The organism is Shewanella sp. UCD-KL21 (assembly GCF_001957135.1).
Lineage (GTDB): Bacteria > Pseudomonadota > Gammaproteobacteria > Enterobacterales > Shewanellaceae > Shewanella.
Genome location: NZ_MPHK01000006.1, coordinates 75,694 through 95,431 on the forward strand (window position 1 = coordinate 75,694; position 19,738 = coordinate 95,431).

22 protein-coding genes are annotated in these 19,738 nt (G+C 44.0%); 8 read left to right on the forward strand and 14 right to left on the reverse strand.

The features are described from left to right. The 7 genes from rnr to zapE form a co-directional block, all read right to left on the reverse strand. A complete protein-coding gene (gene rnr / locus BM739_RS07330) occupies positions 1-2,475 on the reverse strand; it encodes a ribonuclease R (RefSeq protein ID WP_076539140.1) in 2,475 nt (824 codons plus the stop codon). 35 nt (positions 2,476-2,510) lie between these two features. Then, a complete protein-coding gene (locus BM739_RS07335; protein WP_175609500.1) occupies positions 2,511-3,164 on the reverse strand; it encodes a tetratricopeptide repeat protein in 654 nt (217 codons plus the stop codon). Positions 3,165-3,357: 193 nt separating this feature from the next. Next, positions 3,358-4,653 (reverse strand): adenylosuccinate synthase, encoded by a 1,296-nt coding sequence (locus BM739_RS07340; protein ID WP_076539144.1) that lies wholly within the window; start codon positions 4,651-4,653, stop codon positions 3,358-3,360. Between the two features lie 67 nt (positions 4,654-4,720). Then, entirely contained in the window at positions 4,721-4,909 is a 189-nt protein-coding gene (locus BM739_RS07345; RefSeq protein ID WP_076539146.1) for a DUF2065 family protein, read from the reverse strand. Positions 4,910-5,075: 166 nt separating this feature from the next. After that, on the reverse strand, positions 5,076-5,468 hold the full coding sequence (rpsI, locus tag BM739_RS07350; RefSeq protein WP_076539149.1) for a 30S ribosomal protein S9: 393 nt from the start codon (positions 5,466-5,468) through the stop codon (positions 5,076-5,078). 15 nt (positions 5,469-5,483) lie between these two features. Then, positions 5,484-5,915: a 50S ribosomal protein L13 gene (rplM, locus tag BM739_RS07355; RefSeq protein ID WP_076539151.1), complete on the reverse strand. Its 432-nt coding sequence runs from the start codon at positions 5,913-5,915 to the stop codon at positions 5,484-5,486. A gap of 242 nt (positions 5,916-6,157) precedes the next feature. Next, a complete protein-coding gene (zapE, locus tag BM739_RS07360; RefSeq protein ID WP_076539154.1) occupies positions 6,158-7,270 on the reverse strand; it encodes a cell division protein ZapE in 1,113 nt (370 codons plus the stop codon). Between the two features lie 232 nt (positions 7,271-7,502). Here zapE and BM739_RS07365 point away from each other — a divergent pair, with 232 nt between their 5' ends. Both BM739_RS07365 and degS read left to right on the forward strand, forming a co-directional pair. Continuing rightward, a complete protein-coding gene (locus BM739_RS07365) occupies positions 7,503-8,855 on the forward strand; it encodes a DegQ family serine endoprotease (protein WP_076539157.1) in 1,353 nt (450 codons plus the stop codon). A gap of 116 nt (positions 8,856-8,971) precedes the next feature. Next, the gene (gene degS, locus BM739_RS07370; RefSeq protein ID WP_076539158.1) at positions 8,972-10,045 is read left to right on the forward strand and encodes an outer membrane-stress sensor serine endopeptidase DegS; all 1,074 of its coding nucleotides are present in this window, start codon (positions 8,972-8,974) and stop codon (positions 10,043-10,045) included. 138 nt (positions 10,046-10,183) lie between these two features. Here the strand turns inward: degS and murA are convergent, their stop codons facing one another. The 7 genes from murA to BM739_RS07405 form a co-directional block, all read right to left on the reverse strand. Then, entirely contained in the window at positions 10,184-11,443 is a 1,260-nt protein-coding gene (gene murA, locus BM739_RS07375; protein WP_076539159.1) for a UDP-N-acetylglucosamine 1-carboxyvinyltransferase, read from the reverse strand. Between the two features lie 27 nt (positions 11,444-11,470). Next, positions 11,471-11,722, reverse strand: coding sequence for a BolA family protein (locus tag BM739_RS07380; protein WP_076539160.1), 252 nt, complete (start codon positions 11,720-11,722; stop codon positions 11,471-11,473). A 25-nt stretch (positions 11,723-11,747) separates the two neighbouring features. Continuing rightward, on the reverse strand, positions 11,748-12,044 hold the full coding sequence (locus BM739_RS07385) for a lipid asymmetry maintenance protein MlaB (RefSeq protein ID WP_076539162.1): 297 nt from the start codon (positions 12,042-12,044) through the stop codon (positions 11,748-11,750). Continuing rightward, entirely contained in the window at positions 12,041-12,685 is a 645-nt protein-coding gene (locus BM739_RS07390) for a phospholipid-binding protein MlaC (RefSeq protein WP_254843500.1), read from the reverse strand. The genes BM739_RS07385 and BM739_RS07390 overlap by 4 nt, the downstream gene beginning before the upstream one ends. A 30-nt stretch (positions 12,686-12,715) precedes the next feature. Next, positions 12,716-13,189 (reverse strand): outer membrane lipid asymmetry maintenance protein MlaD, encoded by a 474-nt coding sequence (gene mlaD / locus BM739_RS07395; protein WP_076539166.1) that lies wholly within the window; start codon positions 13,187-13,189, stop codon positions 12,716-12,718. A 73-nt stretch (positions 13,190-13,262) separates the two neighbouring features. Then, positions 13,263-14,048 (reverse strand): lipid asymmetry maintenance ABC transporter permease subunit MlaE, encoded by a 786-nt coding sequence (gene mlaE, locus BM739_RS07400; protein WP_076539168.1) that lies wholly within the window; start codon positions 14,046-14,048, stop codon positions 13,263-13,265. Further along, positions 14,035-14,862 (reverse strand): ATP-binding cassette domain-containing protein, encoded by an 828-nt coding sequence (locus tag BM739_RS07405; protein ID WP_076539170.1) that lies wholly within the window; start codon positions 14,860-14,862, stop codon positions 14,035-14,037. Before BM739_RS07405 ends, mlaE begins: the two co-directional genes overlap by 14 nt. A gap of 183 nt (positions 14,863-15,045) precedes the next feature. Here BM739_RS07405 and BM739_RS07410 point away from each other — a divergent pair, with 183 nt between their 5' ends. From BM739_RS07410 to lptB, 6 genes are all read left to right on the forward strand, one after another. Further along, positions 15,046-16,008: a calcium/sodium antiporter gene (locus BM739_RS07410; RefSeq protein ID WP_076539172.1), complete on the forward strand. Its 963-nt coding sequence runs from the start codon at positions 15,046-15,048 to the stop codon at positions 16,006-16,008. Positions 16,009-16,076: 68 nt separating this feature from the next. After that, the gene (locus BM739_RS07415) at positions 16,077-17,054 is read left to right on the forward strand and encodes a KpsF/GutQ family sugar-phosphate isomerase (protein ID WP_076539174.1); all 978 of its coding nucleotides are present in this window, start codon (positions 16,077-16,079) and stop codon (positions 17,052-17,054) included. 1 nt (position 17,055) lies between these two features. Further along, positions 17,056-17,622 carry a 3-deoxy-manno-octulosonate-8-phosphatase KdsC gene (gene kdsC / locus BM739_RS07420; protein ID WP_076539176.1) on the forward strand — a complete coding sequence of 189 codons (567 nt, stop codon included), beginning with the start codon at positions 17,056-17,058 and terminating at the stop codon, positions 17,620-17,622. Then, a complete protein-coding gene (lptC, locus tag BM739_RS07425) occupies positions 17,619-18,179 on the forward strand; it encodes an LPS export ABC transporter periplasmic protein LptC (protein WP_076539178.1) in 561 nt (186 codons plus the stop codon). The genes kdsC and lptC overlap by 4 nt, the downstream gene beginning before the upstream one ends. Beyond that, entirely contained in the window at positions 18,166-18,876 is a 711-nt protein-coding gene (gene lptA / locus BM739_RS07430) for a lipopolysaccharide transport periplasmic protein LptA (RefSeq protein ID WP_076539180.1), read from the forward strand. The genes lptC and lptA overlap by 14 nt, the downstream gene beginning before the upstream one ends. Beyond that, a complete protein-coding gene (gene lptB, locus BM739_RS07435; protein WP_076539182.1) occupies positions 18,876-19,607 on the forward strand; it encodes an LPS export ABC transporter ATP-binding protein in 732 nt (243 codons plus the stop codon). The genes lptA and lptB overlap by 1 nt, the downstream gene beginning before the upstream one ends. Positions 19,608-19,738 lie beyond the last annotated feature (131 nt).

Here is a 19,738-nt window from a genome sequence, read left to right on the forward strand (position 1 = left end):
TTATTTTCTCTTGCGCTTTGCTTTAGTCGATGGTTTTTTAGCAGCCGGTGATGTTACACCAGCCGCTGAACTATTTGCAGCTTTAGCTGCAGGTTTGCGCTTTTTTCCGCCTTTAGTGGCAGATTTTTTCGCTTTGCCTGCTGTGCTTTTACCGGCTTTGCCTGAGCGCCCCTTTGCTGGCGACTCTGCTGCAGGTTCACCTTTTGCTGAAGCGCCCATTTTCGCGCCTTCAAGATTGGCTCTTTCTCTGGCTGTTAATGGCTTCTTATTGGCTTTTTTACGGCTCTTACCGTGATCGCCAATCATGATCAGATCGATTTGACGATCATCTAAGTTAACCGCGGCAACTTTGACATTGACCTCATCACCCACTTGATAAACCTTACGGGTGTTTTCGCCAATCAAACGCTGACGCATTGGGTCAAACTGGTAATAATCGCTGACTAAGCTTGAGATATGCACTAAGCCATCGATATACAAATCTTTTAAACGTACAAACAAACCAAAGTTGGTCACTGAAGCAATAACGGCTTCAAATTCATCACCAACATGATCTTGCATGTATTCACATTTAAGCCAGTCGCTGACATCACGTGTGGCTTCATCGGCACGGCGCTCAGTAGTTGAACACTCTTCCCCCAGTTTATCTAGCTCTTCAAGTAGATAATGGTAACCACCTTCTGGGGTCCACTTCTGCTTCATCTCACCTTGCTCGGCCGCTAACAAATAACGGATCACGCGATGCAAGACTAAGTCAGGATAACGACGAATAGGCGAGGTAAAGTGCGAATACTCTTCTAACGCCAAGCCAAAGTGGCCGTCATTATCAGGGGTGTATATTGCTTGTCTCATTGAGCGCAGTAACATGACCTGGATTAATTCAGCATCCGGTCTATCTGCAATTTTCAGCATTAAGTCCTGATAATCTGACGGCGTAGGTTCAGTGCCGCCATTCATTGATAAACCACGTTCTGACAGAAACTCTTTGAAGTTGGCCAACTTGGTTTCTGAAGGTGACTCATGCACTCGGTATAGCACTTCGCCTTTATGCTTTTTAACAAACTTAGCTGAAGCGACGTTGGCTAAAATCATACATTCTTCAATGATTTTATGGGCCTGATTACGGCTACGCGGCACAATCGCTTCAATTTTACGTTGCTCGTTAAACACAAACTGGGTTTCAACGGTTTCAAACGCAATCGCCCCACGTTCTGCGCGGCGCTCATTTAAGGTTAAATATAACGACTGCAAACACTGAAGATGCGGGAACAAAGCTTCATGCTCAGGGGCAATGTTGCCACCTTCTAGCATGGCTGCCACTTGGGTGTAAGTAAAACGCGCATGTGAGTGCATCACTGCCGGATAAAACTTATAACCCGATAGTTTACCCGCAGCTGAAATGGTCATCTCAGCCACCATACAAAGGCGATCGACATGGGGATTTAGTGAACACAAACCATTAGAGATTTTCTCTGGTAGCATCGGGATAACTTGTGATGGAAAATACACTGAGTTACCACGGGATCTCGCTTCATCATCTAATGCCGAGTCAGTACGTACATAATGGCTCACATCAGCAATTGCCACCCATAAACGCCAGCCACCACTAGGTTTAGTTTCAGCATAAACAGCATCATCAAAATCGCGGGCATCTTCGCCATCAATGGTCACTAAGGGTAAATGCCGTAAATCGACGCGACCTTGTTTATCAGACTCTGGAACTTCATCCGGAATACGCTTCAGTTTTTTCTCAATCACAGCTGACCATTTGTGAGGCAAATCGTAATTGCGCAGGGCAATTTCAATTTCCATACCTGGGGCCATGGTTTTACCGAGCACTTCGGTCACTTTGGCTGCCGCTTTAACAAATCGTCCAGGACGACGGGTTAATTCAAGTACAACAACGTCGCCAGCTCTGGCGCCATTAGCGTCTTCTTTGGCAATCAAGATTTCTTGGGTAATACGCCTGTCATCTGCAATCACAAATGCCATGCCAGCATCAACATGATAACGGCCGACTAATGGCGCACTGCGCTGCTGAACTAAACGAACGATACGCGCTTCACGGCGTCCACGGCGATCTGAACCTGCTTTTTGCGCCAACACTTTATCACCGTGAAAATACATCTGCATATCACGATTATTAATAAAGAGATCGTCACCGCCTTCATCAGATTTAAAAAATCCGAAACCATCACGATGGCCGATAATCGTACCAGTAAGCAGATCCATTTTTTCAGGAAGACCATAACTATGGCCACGGGTATACACCAGCTGTCCGTCACGCTCCATGGCGCGCAGTCGTCTTCTTAACGCTTCTAAGTGGTCTTCATCAACCATTTTTAGCGCGGCGGCGATGTGTTCTCTGGTGACAGGTGACTTTTGCTCACGCAAATACTCTAATATGTATTCACGGCTTGGGATTGGGTTTTCGTACTTGTCTTGCTCTCTCTCAAAATGAGGATCGATGATCATTCAATTTCCAAATAATTTACTCCCTCGTGGGAGTCTTAGCGGTTGTGCAGCTGTGGCTGCTGTGCTCGCTCTATTATACTGGCGGGCATTTTAGCGGCTAACATCTGCAATAATGATGTGGCTTTTTTCTGTGTCGCGGCATCATTAAATACGCTGTTATATAACCAATGGTAACCTAATTGATAATCAACAGGGCTACCATAACCTTCGCCGTACAGGCGAACTAACATCAATCTTGCAGGCAGATCGCCATTGGCTGCTGCCGGCATCACATATTGCACTGCACGATTTTTGTCTTGTACTACCATTTCACCGTGATAGTAATATTCGGCCAGTTTCAGCATCGCCTCAGCGCTACCTTGCTCTGCAGCAGTTTGTAATAACGCCATGCCACGGGAAGCGTGCTTATCGACACACACACCATGGTTGAGCATTTCAGCCCATAAAAACTGATACATGGGCTGCTGGAGTACTTCTGCTCTAGCTTCAATATCTTGTACTAGTTGGCAGTCATCGCGTTTAACTTTCTTTAAATAGACATCATTGCGGATCAATTTAATTAATTGCTCATCACCATAGATATCCACCGCGGTTAATTCAGCAACAGCTAAATTCGGCAGTAAGCACAACACCAACAAACATAAACGCAGCATAACGATTCTCAATGACACTTTAGTTACTCTATGCATCGGCATTATAGCCTATATCTTGAGTATTAACTGCACAAACAACAATATTTAGTGGTTATTTAATTGCCAAAATAATTTTAAAAAAGCAGTAAAAAGAAGAGAAATTGCGAGGAGTTACTGTTTCAATTTTATCGTCTAAGGTTTATTAATTTTACATATTAAAAAGGCCGCTAAGTAGCGGCCTTTTTATGTGTTAGTTAAATGGATTAACTAATACGATTGTCTCGTTTCTGTCAGGACCGGTTGATACGATATCAACAGGTGCTTCAAGTAACTCTTCGATACGAGCAATATAATTAAGCGCTGCTTGTGGCAGTTGCTCAATTGAAGTCGCACCAAAGGTAGACTCACTCCAGCCAGGCATAGTTTCGAATACAGGAGTAACCTGTTCGTAACCTTCAGCTGCAAGTGGTGTGACAGTTTCTACAGTTCCATCAGGATACTGGTAACCAACACAGATCTTAACTTCTTCAAGACCGTCAAGAACGTCAAGTTTAGTTAGGCAGAAGCCGCTAACACTGTTGATTTGAACTGCACGGCGCATTGCCACAGCATCTAACCAACCTGGACGACGTTTACGACCAGTAGTTGCACCAAACTCTTGACCTTTATGACCTAAGTAATCACCGATCTCATTCTCAAGCTCTGTTGGGAAAGGACCTGCACCTACACGTGTAGTGTAAGCTTTCATGATACCTAGAACATAATCTAAGTGACGAGGACCAAAACCAGAACCGGTAGCGACGCCACCTGCTGTAGTGTTTGATGAAGTCACATATGGGTATGTACCATGGTCGATATCAAGTAACGTACCTTGTGCACCTTCAAACAAGATAGGCTCACCCGCTTTACGGGCTGTATCAAGTAATTCAGTAACATCAGTACACATACTCTTAAGATAATCAGCAATCGCTAATGCATCATCAAGGGTAGTTTGATAATCAACTGCGTCACAGTCATAGTATTCAGTTAGCATAAAGTTGTGATATTTCATCACTTCTTTTAATTTAACTGCGAATAGCTCTGCATTGAATAAATCACCAACGCGTAGACCACGACGAGAAATTTTATCTTCATAAGCTGGACCAATACCACGACCCGTTGTACCGATAGCTTGATTGCCGCGCGCTTTTTCGCGAGCTACATCAAGAGCACAATGGAAAGGTAGGATCAGTGGACATGCTTCTGAAATAAGAAGACGCTCTTCGACAGGAACACCACGCTCTTTAAGCATGTTGATCTCTTTCATCAAAGCATCAGGAGCCAATACCACACCATTACCGATAATGCATTTCACATTATCACGTAAAATCCCTGACGGAATTAAGTGAAGTACGGTTTTATCGCCGTCAATTACCAGAGTATGACCAGCATTGTGGCCGCCTTGGTAACGAACTACATATTTTGCCTGTTCTGTTAGAAGGTCGACAATCTTACCTTTTCCTTCGTCACCCCATTGAGTGCCGAGTACTACTACGTTTTTGCCCATCGTCTGCTGCAAGGTTGCGGTATAAAGGCGAATTTTAACAGATTTTAGGGGGTAATATGCAAGTATTTTATGCGAAAATTATTAATAGTACTATGCCTGCAGAGACTAGGCAGCCACCTAACCTCCTGAGAGTATTCTTATTTTGCATCGAAAATTCGGCTAAATATTTTTTCCATTGCTGCGGAAATAATAAGGGTCCGATACCTTCAAGTACCAAAACAAGCCCCATGGCAAACATCAACATTTGAAAATTCATCGTCTAGTTCCACTATTTGGTTTGATCACTAGCAAAAACATCGACTACACCATAACGCTTCTAAGCGGTCATCGCATTACATCAAATGACTCATTAGCGTTTTTACCCAAAAAAAGCCAATAAAAAACCCAGCATATAGCTGGGTTTTTTGAACTCTGAAAACGTATTAACGTTTTGAGAATTGTGGCTTACGACGTGCTTTACGTAGACCAACTTTCTTACGCTCAACTTTACGAGCATCACGGGTAACGAAACCAGCAGAACGTAAAGAAGGACGTAGAGCTTCGTCTAACTGAAGCAATGCACGAGTAATACCGTGACGAATTGCACCTGCTTGGCCAGTGGTTCCACCGCCCTTAACAGTTACATAGATGTCAAGTTTGTCAGTCATTTCAACTAGCTCTAGAGGCTGACGAACAACCATGCGAGCAGTTTCACGACCAAAATATACATCTAGTGGACGTTGGTTAACAACGATTTGACCACTACCTGCTTTAGCGAATACGCGAGCAGTTGATGTTTTACGACGGCCAGTGCCGTAGTACTGAGTTGCAGACATTAGCTTACTCCCGTATTAGATATCAAGAACTTGAGGTTGTTGTGCAGCATGGTTATGTTCAGTGCCAGCGTAAACTTTAAGCTTACGGAACATAGCACGGCCCAAAGGACCTTTTGGTAACATACCCTTAACTGCTTTCTCGATAATCATTTCAGGCTTATGATCTTGCAGCTTTTCAAAAGAAATCTGCTTAATACCACCGATGAAACCTGTATGTGAGTAGTAAATTTTGCCTTTAGCTTTGTTACCAGTCACAGTAACTTTCTCAGCGTTAATAACGATGATGTAGTCACCAGTGTCAACATGAGGAGTATACTCTGGCTTGTGCTTACCACGTAAACGAGTAGCAATTTCAGTAGCGATACGACCTAAAGTTTTACCTTCGGCATCAACGACGAACCAGTCACGTGTGACTGTTTCTGGTGTAGCAGTAAATGTAGTCTTCATTTTTACAAAAACCCAATGTTTAAAATTCTGTCTCAATGCTGAATGCGGAATGCAAACAACACAATGACCATTTCAAAGCCCCTTCGAGCTGAAATTGGTTTAAATCGTCCACCCAAATTCGGTGGAGTAACGAGGGCAGGTGGCGGATTATAGACAAAGCTGAGTTAAAAATCACCTAATTTCTGATAGTTTTCTAAAAAACTTCTCCGATGCTTTAGCTGATTTCGTCCCTCAATAACTATTTATGGTAAATGCTCTAGCATTAAATAGTCATGTGATTGCATTTCAATCAATCTTGAGCGGCAGCGTCTAAACTCAAAACTGAGTAAACCATCGGTGTAAATATCCTCTAAGGAAACTTCGGCGGAAATAATTAACTTCACATTACGCTCATAAAACTCATCTACCATCGCGAGAAATCGCCGCGCAATATCATCACCGGTTGTGGCAGAGCCCATTTGTTCAAGCCCACTTAATAGCACGGTATGGTATAAACGAGCCACTTCCATATAGTCGCGCTGAGATCGAGGCCCGTCACATAAGTCTCTAAAGTTCGCCAATAGCACCCCTTGGGATTGCTGGCGAATATTCACCTCACGGCCTTCAATTTCAATGGCGTCAGTGAAGACTTCTGATTCTGGAGCAAGCTGGGCAAAATAGCTTAACAAGTTGGTGTCAGCCTGCTCATCCAGTGGGTAATGGTAAATCTCTGCTTGCTCAAGGGTTCGCAAGCGATAATCAATCCCCGAATCCACATTGAGGATTTCGCAGTTTTGGTTTATTAAGGCGATGGCGGGTAAGAATCTTGCGCGCTGTAAGCCATTTTTATAGAGATCATCGGGAATGATGTTTGAGGTGGCCACTAACGCGACCCCTTCTTTAAATAAGTGCTGGAACAAGGTGCCCAGTAACATGGCATCGGTAATGTCAGAAACAAAAAACTCATCGAAACAGATGATGTTATATTGCTGCGCCATTTTGTTAGCAATAGTGATTAACGGATCTTGAACACCGTCAAGCTCGCCTAAGTCATGGTGCAGCTGGTGCATAAAGCGATGAAAGTGGGCTCGCAGTTTTTTATCCGTTGGCAGCGCATCAAAAAAAGTATCCATCAAATAAGTTTTACCACGGCCTACTCCGCCCCACAAATATAAGCCTTTGACGCTAGGAGCTGACTTTTTAAGGCCGATTGAACCTAACAGCCGACTCAATGAAGACTGCTGAACATCGGCAGCGATAAGTTCTTCATAAACACGTTGTAATGACTTTACCGCTTGCTCTTGGGCTAAATCATGGGAGAAACCTTCACGGGTTAAATCTTGCTGGTAATGCTGCCAAGGGCTTAACTGCGACACTGGGACTACTCTCTTTATACTGCTGAAATTCGACATAACCATAACATATCACCCTTAACTGACGTAACGGTAAACCATATAAAAATTAACCTTTGTTAATTATGGCTGAACTTATTGAAACTTAAATCACTCCGAGGTTATATAGTCAATACAGCTAAACTGAAGTTGTATTTACGCCAGTCACCCATAATATGTGTATAAGCAAAGATTAATTTTCAAGGAGCAAGAATCAATGAAACCCAAATTAACCTTAGTTTCAGCAGCGATATTATCCGCCTCTTTATCGTTAATGCCGGCGTTGTCCCAAGCTGCAATTCCACAAACTGTTAATGGCCAAGCGCTACCTAGCCTCGCTCCCATGCTAGAGAAAACCACTCCTGCTGTTGTCTCTGTAGCCGTCAGCGGCACCCAAACCTCTAAACAACAAATTCCCGATGTGTTTCGATATTTCTTTGGCCCTAACGCCCCCCAAGAACAAGTGCGTGAACGCCCTTTTAGAGGCTTAGGCTCAGGGGTCATCATTAACGCTAAAGAAGGTTATATTGTCACTAACAACCACGTTATTAATGGCGCTGATGAAATTAAAATTGGTCTGCATGATGGCCGCGAAATTGACGCAAAACTCATTGGCTCCGACCCTGAATCTGATATTGCTCTATTACAAATAGAAGCGAAAAACCTTACCCAAGTTAAACAAACCAACTCTGATGATATCCGTGTCGGTGATTTTGCTATCGCCATTGGTAATCCCTTTGGTTTAGGGCAAACCGTGACTTCAGGTATTGTGAGCGCCCTAGGCCGCAGCGGTTTAGGGATTGAAATGCTGGAGAACTTTATCCAAACCGATGCCGCTATTAATAGCGGTAACTCCGGCGGCGCCTTGGTTAACCTTAACGGTGAATTAATTGGTATTAATACCGCCATTGTGGCGCCAGGCGGCGGCAACGTTGGTATCGGCTTTGCTATTCCGGCCAATATGGTCAACAACCTTATTAATCAAATTATTGAACACGGCGAAGTCAAACGTGGCGTACTTGGCGTTATGGGGCGAGACTTAGATAATGAATTGGCCAAAGCCTTTGGTCTTGAAACCCAGCACGGCGGCTTTATTAGTGAAGTCATGCCTGATAGCGCCGCTGACAAAGCAGGTATAGAAGCGGGTGATATCATTGTCAGTGTCAATGGTAAGCAGATTAAAAACTTCCAAGCCTTGCGTGCAAAGGTCGCCACCATGGGCGCTGGGGCTAAGGTTAAAATTGGCATCATTCGCGATGGTGATAATGAAACCATTAATGTCACTCTTGGCGAGTCTAATACCAGTTCAGGCACCAGTGCTGATGCATTGCACCCAATGCTTGAAGGGGCAGAGTTAAGTAATAGCCGTAAAGGTATTGAAATTGCTGAGGTAGCTCAAGGATCGCCAGCCGCCAGAAATGGACTCGAGAAAGGCGATTTAATTGTCGGGCTAAATCGCAGCAAAGTAAAAAGCCTTAAAGACTTAAAAGAGCAGCTAAAGACCCAGCAAGGCGCGGTCGCATTGAAAATATTGCGCGACAATAAGCTGCTGTACTTAGTGCTGCGTTAAAGCACTCCCGAATAAACCTTGTTGTTTTATCCAATAAGCATCGTAGCCCTGTTACGATGCTTAATTTTTTTAATCATGATAATATCTTGGGTACTTTTTCATAATTTAGTCAGCCAATGAATTTCAAAGACACAATTTTATATTTAACCAAAGCTGTAGCATTTGGATTAGTCATGGCGGCCGCTTTCATATTTGTTACTTCGATAACCAACAACAGTAATTTCAATAATGGCTTAACCACTACCCAGCACCACAATGACTTATCCTTTGCTAAAGCCGTTCGCCGAGCAGCGCCTGCTGTGGTCAATATTTATAGTCTCAGTTTAGATCAAAATAGCCCATTAAATTCAAGCTCGCTTCAAGGCTTGGGATCTGGGGTTATCATGAGTAAAGAAGGCTATATTTTAACTAACTACCATGTCATCAAAAAAGCTGATGAAATTGTTATTGCACTGCAAGATGGCCGAAAGTTTACCTCTGAGGTTGTCGGCTCAGATCCAGTCACTGATTTAGCGGTACTTAAAATAGAAGGTGATAACCTGCCTATTGTGCCAATCAATTTATCCAAACCTGCACAAGTAGGCGATGTGGTGCTTGCCATTGGTAACCCTTACAACTTAGGCCAAACCATTACCCAAGGCATTATCAGTGCAACCGGCCGAAACGGCTTAAGTTCAGGCTACCTTGATTTCTTACAAACCGATGCTGCCATTAATGCCGGTAATTCTGGCGGCGCACTTATCGACACCACTGGCGAGCTCATTGGCATCAATACTGCCGCATTTCAAATCGGTGATGAAGGTGGCGGCCACGGCATTAACTTTGCCATCCCCATAAAGTTAGCCCACAGCATTATGGGTAAATTGATTAAAAATGGCCGCGTTATTCGTGGCGCGTTAGGGATTTCAGGCGAGCCGTTAAGCCCTGTGATGGCGCAAATCCTCAACTTACCGGATTTAAAAGGGGTACTGGTAACCGCTGTTGATCCCAAAGGGCCTGCGGCAGATGCAAAACTGCGTCCAAGAGATGTGATTATCGCTTACGCCGAAGAGAGTGTCCCAGGGGTTGAAATGCTGATGGATAGAATTGCTGAAACAGCGCCCGGAGATAGCATTACAATGACCATCATCCGTGAAGGTAAGTCTTATGATGTGCCAGTGATTATTGGTGAAAAGGCTGTCGTGCCTTAAGCGCAAATGACAAGTTACAAGTTACAAGTTACAAGTTACAAGTTACAAGTTAATCATAAAAAAAGTCAGCTACCTTAGGTAACTGACTTTTTATTTTTTACGATAAAGCTTTCGTAAACAGCTTAAGCAATCTGCAGCTTATGCAATACGAACCACTTCACCGCCGATGGCTTTAAACTTCTCTTCGATATGCTCATAGCCACGGTCTAAATGATAAATACGATCAACTGTGGTAGTGCCATCAGCCATAAGGCCTGCAATCACCAAACTCGCTGAAGCGCGTAGATCTGTCGCCATCACTTGTGCACCGTTCATGCGCTCAATACCATTAATGATGCAGGTGTTACCCTCTAGCTCCATTTCAGCGCCCATACGGCTTAACTCTGGTACATGCATAAAGCGATTTTCAAAAATCGTTTCAGTCACATGACTGGTGCCTTCAGCTAATGCGTTTAACACACAAAATTGCGCTTGCATGTCCGTTGGAAATGCAGGATATGGCGCAGTTTTAATATTAACCGCTTTAGGGCGCTTGCCTTGCATATCAAGTTCAATCCAATCGTCGCCAGTATTAATCACCGCGCCAGCATCTTCAAGCTTTGCCAGTACCGCTTCTAGGCTTGAAGGATCAGCGCTTAGACAGCGGATTTTTCCGCGCGTCACAGCTGCTGCCACTAAAAATGAGCCGGTTTCGATGCGATCAGGCATCACTCTGTGGTTACAACCAGAGAGCTTTTCAACCCCTTGAATGCGCAAGGTTGCGCTGCCAACACCGGTAATTTTTGCGCCCATTGCAATTAAGCAATGCGCTAAATCATTAATTTCAGGTTCGCGAGCGGCGTTTTCAATAATGGTTTCACCATCAGCTAAGGTCGCAGCCATCAATAGGTTTTCTGTGGCGCCAACGCTGACCATATCCATAAAGATATGCGCGCCTTTTAAGCGGCCATCAACTCTGGCTTTAATGTAACCTTCTTTGACCTCAATGGTCGCGCCCATTTGCTCTAGCCCTTGCAAATGCAAGTTCACCGGTCTGGCGCCAATAGCGCAGCCACCAGGCAATGACACATCAGCGGTTCCAAATCGAGCAAGTAACGGCCCTAAAATCAAAATAGAGGCGCGCATGGTTCTAACCAAATCGTATGGCGCACAAAACTCATTGAGATTAGTGGTTGAAATACGATATTGGCTATTGCCTAACTCAGTGACATCAGCACCTAGGCAGCGAAGTAATTCACAGGTTGTTTTTACATCGCGAAGGTTAGGTACATTCGAAATGTTAAAGTCAGTTTCAGCTAAAACACCAGCAAACAGAATCGGCAAAGCCGCATTCTTGGCACCAGAGATGGTCACATCCCCGGCAAGGGGCTTGCTGGCTTGTATTGTTAATTTATCCACACTAATTCTCTACACTCAGTCTTACGCTTACATATTAAATAATTTTTCACGCTTCCACTGAGTCGGCGTAAAAGTCTTGATAGTAAGCGCATGTAACTCACCACTGGCAATATGTTCATTCAGTGGTGCATAAATGGTCTGCTGCTGCTTCACTTTACTCATAGCGTCGAACATTTCGCCAACTGCAACCACTTTGTAGTGGCTACCATCTGAAGTCACATGTACTTCATCTAGGGTTAACGCCTCTGATAAAATCTGCTCAATTACTTTGCAATCCATGAAATGTGCTACCTTAAATTCAATGCTATTGTTCTATGAAAAAGGACTCTAAATCATACAACTCGATAAGTTTTTTTAGATGCTTACTCGGATTAGCCAAGCTCCTTGGCTGAGTGTTATCCCCATGACAATGACCTAAACATATTAGTTCAAGCAATAAGGCCACGCCTGCACTGTCAACATACTCTAAAGCAGACAAGTCTAACACTTGAGTCGTATCAGTAAACAATTGTTGTTGATTTGGCCACAATTCTCTGACCTCAACCTGAGTTAATTGCCCTTTAAGGTGACAAATATCACCTTGCTGTGAAAATTCAATCACGCAGCATTGCCCTCATCCTGATCTAAGCGAATATCTTGATTGGTGCGCTCATAAAGCATGTCGATGACCTTATCGACGCCCTTTTGGCGAATTAAATTGGAAATTTCTGATTGCTTTGACGCCAACAAACTCACGCCTTCCGCCACCAAATCAAACGCTTTCCAGCTGTCATCTTTTAAACGTCTGGCTTTAAACACCACTTTAATGGGCGGACGGCCATCTTCAATAATTTCGACGCGGACATCGATCATTTTCTCGTTACTAAAATCAGCAGCCGGGAAAAACTGTACTTGCTGACCCGTGTACTCAGTAAAGGCTTGGGCATAGGTTGCCACTAAATAACCTTCAAAAGCATCCACAAAACGCTGGCGTTGCTCTGGAGTCGTATCACGCAGGTATTGCCCCATCACTTTATACGCGGCGTATTTATAATCCACATAGGGCATAAGTTCCTCGCGGACGATAACTTTTAAATAGCTTAAATCATTGTCAATGAGGGCTTTGTCTTTATCAAAACGCGCAAAGGTTTTCTCTGAAACTTGCTGCACTAGCTTGAAAGGATCACGGGTGTCTATGTCATCAGTCGTCAGCTCTGCGGCGCAAAGCGAGTTGATGCTTAACCATAAAAAGACACTTAACATAACGCGAATAAACTGCTTCATATACCGCTCCTACTTATCATCCGATGACATGCTATAGATTAACTGACCGATTAAGTCTTCCAGAACCAATGCTGAGCGCGTGTCATAAATTTTATCGCCATCAGCGAGCATTTCAATATCGTCATCCATAAAACCTGGGGTTAACCCCAAAAACTGCTCACCCAATAAACCAGCAGTTAAAATCGATAAGCTGCTAGTCTCTGGAAATTGATCATATTGCTTATCCATAGTGATGGTCACTATCGGGACTAACTTTTTAGAGTCAAGCTGAATATCAGTTACTCTTCCGACAACCACCCCGCCCACTTTGACTGGCGAACGTACCTTTAAGCCACCGATATTGCTAAATTCGGCGTTTAAACTGTAAGTCGCCTGATTAGGCTTAAGCTCGACATTGGCCACATTAAATACCAGCACACAAAATGCCACTAAGCCTGACAATAAAAACAATCCAACCAATAACTCTATTTTCCGTGTCAACATACGACTAAACCACTTTAATTAATGAATGCAAAATTTACCCAACTTACCTCTCGCTAACACTCAGCAGTTAACATCAATTGCCGAACATAATCGCTGTCAGTAAAAAATCGAGCGCTAACACTGCTAAACTCGCCTGAACCACAGTAGATGTGGTCGCTCGGCTAATGCCTTCAGGGTTGGGAATCACTTCATAACCACGATATAAAGATATCCAGGTTACCACTACGCCAAAAAGCACGCTTTTGATTAAACAATTTACAATATCTTGGCGCCACTCAACCGATGCTTGCAGAATTGACCAAAAAGAGCCGCTATCAATGCCTTTCCATTCAACTCCCACTAAATGACCGCCGATAATGCCAACCAGACAAAACATCATCACTAATAATGGCAGGGTGATAACCCCCGCCCAAAAACGTGGCGCTATGATTTGGTGTAAAGGATCAACCGCCATCATCTCTAAGCTTGATAACTGCTCGGTTGACTTCATTAAGCCAATTTCAGCGGTTAACGCTGAGCCTGCGCGCCCTGCAAAAAGTAATGCCGCAACCACAGGACCAAGCTCTCTTAATAAGCTCAATGCCACCATGGGCCCTAGGCTTTCCACCGTGCCAAAGTCAGCCAGTACCGTATAAGCTTGTAATGCCAGCACCATACCGATGAACAGGCCTGAGACTATGATGATCACCATAGAGCGAACACCCAGCACATAGACTTGCTTGGTGATTAAGCCAATATCTTTTTTAAAATTCGGCCAACGGACAATCGCGCCCCACAACATCAGCCCCGCTCGGCCTAAACCTGAAATAAAATCCAAAGCAAAGCGGCCAATATTACTGATAAAGTTAATCGCGCCCACTTAACATCTCCTGTTGATAGTCTTCAGCCGGATAATGAAAAGCCACCGGCCCATCGGGTGCTCCATGAATAAATTGTTCAATTTGTGGATTGGTTGAAGCCCGTAATTCAGCAGGCGTGCCTGAAGCGATTACTTTTTTCTCGGCGATAACATAAACATAGTCGGCAATACTCAATACTGCATCCACATCGTGAGACACCACCACCGAAGTCAGCCTCAATGTTTCAGATAATTCGCCAATCAATTTCACCAGCACCGCCATTGAAATCGGATCTTGACCGGCGAAAGGCTCGTCATACAAAATCATTTCAGGCTCAAGTGCAATCGCCCGCGCTAATGCAACTCGGCGCTGCATGCCGCCGGATAACTCATTGGGCATCATCTGCGCCGCGCCCCGCAGCCCCACGGCTTGCAGCTTCATCAACACAATTTTACGAATGATAGTTTCAGCTAACCCTGAGTGCTCACGCAGCGCAAACGCCACATTATCAAACACATTCATATCGGTAAAAAGCGCCCCACTTTGAAACAACATGCTCATGCGCTTTCGCTGCTCAAATAATTGTTGCCGCTTCAGTTGGTGGATGTTTTGCCCAGCAAAAAGCACCTCACCACTATCAGGGGTTAATTGACCGCCGATAAGTTTAAGTAAGGTGGTTTTACCTATGCCGCTTGGCCCCATAATGGCGGTCACTTTGCCGGTTGGAATGGTGAGACTGATATCATCAAAGATAACCTTCGTCCCTCGGCTAAAGCCCATGTTCTTAACTTCTACAAGGGCTGACGTAGTGGGCTCTAAACTTGGAGTAGACATGTCTATAGAGGAAATAATAGCCTTCCTAGAGAACGAGATGTAGAGCTGGATTGTACGAAATTGCACAAGAACCTACAACAAATCAATCACCATGCGTTACAATCCCTAACAATTTTCGCAATAGCGACGATTTTTGTTAATATCTGACAAAAATATCGCCATAACTCAAATAATTGGAACAAGATGCTTTTTAATATCATGATGCTCATCGTCGGATTGGGCGCATTAGTTTGGAGCGCAGATCGCTTTGTTTACGGAGCTGCCGCCTTTGCTAGAAACTTAGGCCTCCCACCAATGTTAATCGGTTTAACCATTGTGGCCATGGGCAGCTCAGCGCCAGAAATGCTGGTTGCTGCCACCGCATCAATGGAAGACATGAGCGATACTGCAATTGGTAACGTGCTCGGCTCAAACGTGGCTAACATCACCTTGATATTAGGGGTTACCGCATTGTTTGGGGCTATTTCAGTGCGTTCAGAAACCTTAAAGCGTGAAATTCCAATCATGATTGCGGCAACCGTATTAGCTGGCTACCTTATTCACGATGGCATGCTCACCCGCGTTGAAGGTGGGGTATTATTAATCGCATTTTTCGCCTTGATGGGCTATTTCATTTGGAGCGCGATGCGAAATAAGAAAAAAGATGTCCTAGCTGATGAGTCTGACGCAGAGATCCCTAAAAATGTACCCACATTACATGCTATTATCTGGATCATTGTGGGTATGGTGTTATTGCCACTCTCGGCAGACTGGATGGTGACGGGCGCGGTAGGCATTGCCAAGACATTTGGCTTGTCAGATCTGGTCATCGGCTTGACCATTATTGCCATTGGCACCAGTTTACCGGAACTAGCAGCATGCATCGCTGGCGTCCTAAAAAAAGAAGACGACCTCGCGATTGGTAATATTGTTGGCTCAAACATTTTTAATATTTTAGCAGTGCTGGCCATTCCTGGGCTGATTGCCCCAGGTGAAATCGACATCAATGCAAGCGGTCGAGATTTTTACATGGTACTAGCAACCAGCACCGCATTAGCAGTACTGGTATTATCGAGCGGCGCTAAAAAGCAGCTTACTCGTTGGCATGGAGCCCTTTTATTAATCGTCTTTATTGCGTACCAAGTTGTCTTATTTCAATCACAATAATGGGGCATAAAGATGTGTGACTCACCAAAGCGTAACCCGACATCGCTTTGGACAATAGAGAGATACATATGACAGAACAAACACAATTGCGCCAATGGGGTCGTCAAGTCATTGATATTGAAAAGGCAGCATTAGATAACCTTTATCAGTATGTTGACTCCGACGAGTTTGGCCAAGCCTGTGAACTCATTTTAGAATGTAAAGGCAAAGTCATTGTCATGGGCATGGGCAAATCTGGCCACATTGGCAATAAGATTTCAGCCACACTCGCCAGCACAGGCACACCTGCATTTTTTGTTCACCCAGGTGAAGCAAGCCATGGCGACTTAGGCGCACTGGCAAAAAATGATATTATTTTAGCCATATCAAATTCTGGTGAAGCCAGTGAAATTCTCACCTTAATGCCCGTTATACAGCGCATGGGTGTCCCGGTAATCGCGATTACTGGTAAACCAGAATCTAACATGGCCAAGCTATCTAAACTGCATTTATGCATTGAAGTGCCTGAAGAAGCCTGCCCATTAGGGCTAGCACCAACATCAAGCACCACCGCCACCTTGGTAATGGGTGATGCCTTGGCCGTAGCATTATTGCAAGCGAAAGGCTTTACCCGTGATGATTTCGCCCTATCCCACCCTGGTGGCTCTTTAGGTCGTAAACTATTACTTAAAGTCAGCGATGTAATGCACAAAGGCGCTGATATTCCACAGGTGAAAAGTGAGCTCTGCATTACTGAAACCTTATATGAGATCTCAAATAAAGGTTTAGGCATGACTGCAGTGATCGATAATGCAGACAAGCTAGTAGGGATCTTTACTGACGGTGATTTACGCCGCGTCATCGATGCTGAAGTGAACCTGCGTACTACCGCTATTGCCGATGTAATGACAACAAACTGCATTACCATCAGTCCAGGTATTTTAGCCGCGCAAGCATTACAGATTATGGAAGAAAAAAGTATTAACGGTTTAATTGTCGTAGACGAGAACCAACGCCCAGTCGGCGCACTTAACATGCTCGATATGGTTAAAGCTGGAGTCATTTAACATGTCATTACACGAAACACTGCACCAAGGTTTTTACGGCCCAATCTCTGATGATGTTTGGCAAAAAGCCAAAAAAATTAAGCTGCTTATTTGCGATGTCGATGGGGTCTTTTCCGATGGCCGTATTTATTTAAGTAATGCAGGGGAAGAGTTAAAAGCATTTCATACCCGTGATGGTTATGGCATTCGCTCTATTTTAACCAGTAATATTCATGTTGCTGTGATAACCGGCCGTAAGTCTGCCATTGTGGAAAATAGAATGACCGCTTTAGGTGTCACTCATATTTATCAAGGTGTTGATGATAAACTGGTGCCCTACCAAAGCCTGTTAGATACCTATGGCGTTAGCCCAGATGAAGTCGCCTATATCGGTGATGACATGGTTGACTTACCAGTGATGAAACAGGTTGGCCTTGCAGTTTGTGTGGCTGATGGCCATCCTTATGTGAAACAACATTGCCATATGACCACCACCATTAACGGCGGAAATGGCGCATTACGCGAACTCACCGATTTGCTATTACTTAGCCAAGATAAGTTTGAAAATGCCCACGGAATGAGTATATGAGCCGAGTGACCTTCGCTATTATCGGATTTTTTGGCGCAGCCTTAGTCCTTTATTGGCAAGTACAAGTTAAACGTAGTCAGATGGAGGCAAATAAATTGCCTGCGCCTGCTCGCCCTGATTTTATCGCCAATGACTTACGCACCACTGAATTTAATGAGCAAGGTTTAGTGCAAAGCCGAGTCTCAGCGAAATACATGGAGCACTTTCAGCAAAGTAATGAAACCATGTTTACTGAGCCTGTCTACCTTATTTATCCTGAGAATGGTGAAGCCGAATGGCAATTAAGCGCAGATTTAGGCAAGCTGAATAATGAAACAGGCAAAGTAGTTTTAGAAAATAATGTTATTATTGATGCAATAAACATCGACGAGCCAGTACAATCTTTGACAACCACCATGTTGGCACTCGATATGAACACCATGATCTTGACCTCAGATAGACAAATTCTTGTTACTGGGTCAGATTTTAATATACAAGGTTTAGGCCTGTATGCTGATTTAAATGCTCAAGAACTTGAACTTTTAAGTCAAGTAGAAGGAACGTATGAAGCAAAGTAAACTTTTGATTGCCTCGCTACTCAGTGTAGTCAGTATTGCCAGCGCATATGCAAAAGAAGGCGATTTACAGCAAGAGCTTAAAGTCGCAGCTGTGAGCCAAAAAGCTGACATAAAAAACAATCAGGTCATCTTCTATGGCCCAGTTAATGTGACCCAAGGGTCGATTAACATTAATGCCGACGAATTACGCGCATTTGGCACCGAAAGCGGCGCCCAAAAAACCATGGTTGCCACAGGTAACCCTGCGACATTCTCGCAAGAGTTAGATGACGGCCGTATTGGTACTGCTAGCGCAAACGAAATTAGATATGAACTTGCTACTAGCATTTTAACCTTAACGGGTAATGCTAAACTGGACCAAGCTGGCAGCCAGGTTACTGGCAACCTAATTAGCTACAACATTGAAAAGCAGCAGTTAATTGCTGAAAGCACCGGTACTGGCGAAGATCGGGTTATCACTATTTTTCAACCAGAAAATCACCCTGACTTGATTGATTCTGAAAACAAAAAAGATGAGCAACCACAGTTACCAGACAGCACCAAACCCAGTGACGACACGCCGCCAGCAATAATTGAAAACAACAACTTATCTGCTGTAGAGGCTGTAAACTCAACTGAAGTAACCGAAGTAACTGAATCACTTAACGCTGAGGCGCAGGCGACATTGTCAGCCCCAGCAGCTGAGCAAAATGACTAATGACCCAAATTACGTTAACCGCTGAAAATCTCGCTAAGAGTTATAAAAGTCGCCAGGTAGTAAAAGATGTCAGCCTGACGGTAAAAACCGGCCAAATTGTGGGCTTACTTGGCCCTAATGGCGCGGGTAAAACCACCACCTTTTATATGGTCGTAGGCCTAGTCAAAAGTGATAAGGGCCGCATTCTGATCGATGAAGATGATTTAACCGCAGATCCAATGCATTTGCGTGCCCGAAAAGGCATTGGCTACTTACCTCAAGAAGCCAGTATTTTTCGTAAGCTCACAGTACACGATAATATAATGGCAGTACTTCAAACTCGCAAAAGCTTATCAAACGAGCAGCGCATCGAAGAACTGGAACATTTATTAGAAGAATTTAACATAACTCATATCCGTGATAGCCAAGGTATGGCGCTATCAGGAGGCGAGCGTCGCCGCGTTGAAATTGCACGCGCATTAGCGGCAAATCCTAAGTTTATTTTATTAGATGAACCTTTTGCAGGGGTAGATCCTATCTCAGTCATCGACATCAAGAAAATTATTCAACAACTTAAAAGCCGTGGTTTAGGGGTGCTAATTACCGACCATAATGTACGTGAAACACTTGATGTGTGTGAGCGGGCATATATTGTCAGTCACGGAAACTTGATTGCTGAAGGAACACCAGCTGAGATCTTAGTCAATCAGCAAGTTAGGTCGGTATACTTAGGTGAACAATTCAAGCTATAGTTAGCACTATTCAGTTTTTAGTATGGCATTCGCGGCCAACAACAAACCTTAATCTAGTCTATTTTTCTAGGATCATAAACTAGCTTCCACACTGTTTGTCGCGATGATGTAATTCAATTAGGGACAAGCGG

Bases quoted from the DNA above. Each gene is read 5' to 3' on its own strand.
- kdsC (WP_076539176.1), top strand. From the start codon at position 17,056: ATGTCATTACACGAAACACTGCACCAAGGTTTTTACGGCCCAATCTCT.
- lptC (WP_076539178.1), top strand. From the start codon at position 17,619: ATGAGCCGAGTGACCTTCGCTATTATCGGATTTTTTGGCGCAGCCTTA.
- lptB (WP_076539182.1), top strand. From the start codon at position 18,876: ATGACCCAAATTACGTTAACCGCTGAAAATCTCGCTAAGAGTTATAAA.
- degS (WP_076539158.1), top strand. From the start codon at position 8,972: ATGAATTTCAAAGACACAATTTTATATTTAACCAAAGCTGTAGCATTT.
- rpsI (WP_076539149.1), bottom strand. From the start codon at position 5,468: ATGTCTGCAACTCAGTACTACGGCACTGGCCGTCGTAAAACATCAACT.
- BM739_RS07390 (WP_254843500.1), bottom strand. From the start codon at position 12,685: ATGTTAAGTGTCTTTTTATGGTTAAGCATCAACTCGCTTTGCGCCGCA.
- BM739_RS07365 (WP_076539157.1), top strand. From the start codon at position 7,503: ATGAAACCCAAATTAACCTTAGTTTCAGCAGCGATATTATCCGCCTCT.
- mlaD (WP_076539166.1), bottom strand. From the start codon at position 13,189: ATGTTGACACGGAAAATAGAGTTATTGGTTGGATTGTTTTTATTGTCA.
- BM739_RS07415 (WP_076539174.1), top strand. From the start codon at position 16,077: ATGACAGAACAAACACAATTGCGCCAATGGGGTCGTCAAGTCATTGAT.
- rplM (WP_076539151.1), bottom strand. From the start codon at position 5,915: ATGAAGACTACATTTACTGCTACACCAGAAACAGTCACACGTGACTGG.
- BM739_RS07340 (WP_076539144.1), bottom strand. From the start codon at position 4,653: ATGGGCAAAAACGTAGTAGTACTCGGCACTCAATGGGGTGACGAAGGA.
- BM739_RS07335 (WP_175609500.1), bottom strand. From the start codon at position 3,164: ATGCATAGAGTAACTAAAGTGTCATTGAGAATCGTTATGCTGCGTTTA.
- rnr (WP_076539140.1), bottom strand. From the start codon at position 2,475: ATGATCATCGATCCTCATTTTGAGAGAGAGCAAGACAAGTACGAAAAC.
- BM739_RS07345 (WP_076539146.1), bottom strand. From the start codon at position 4,909: ATGAATTTTCAAATGTTGATGTTTGCCATGGGGCTTGTTTTGGTACTT.
- BM739_RS07410 (WP_076539172.1), top strand. From the start codon at position 15,046: ATGCTTTTTAATATCATGATGCTCATCGTCGGATTGGGCGCATTAGTT.
- BM739_RS07405 (WP_076539170.1), bottom strand. From the start codon at position 14,862: ATGTCTACTCCAAGTTTAGAGCCCACTACGTCAGCCCTTGTAGAAGTT.
- BM739_RS07380 (WP_076539160.1), bottom strand. From the start codon at position 11,722: ATGGATTGCAAAGTAATTGAGCAGATTTTATCAGAGGCGTTAACCCTA.
- lptA (WP_076539180.1), top strand. From the start codon at position 18,166: ATGAAGCAAAGTAAACTTTTGATTGCCTCGCTACTCAGTGTAGTCAGT.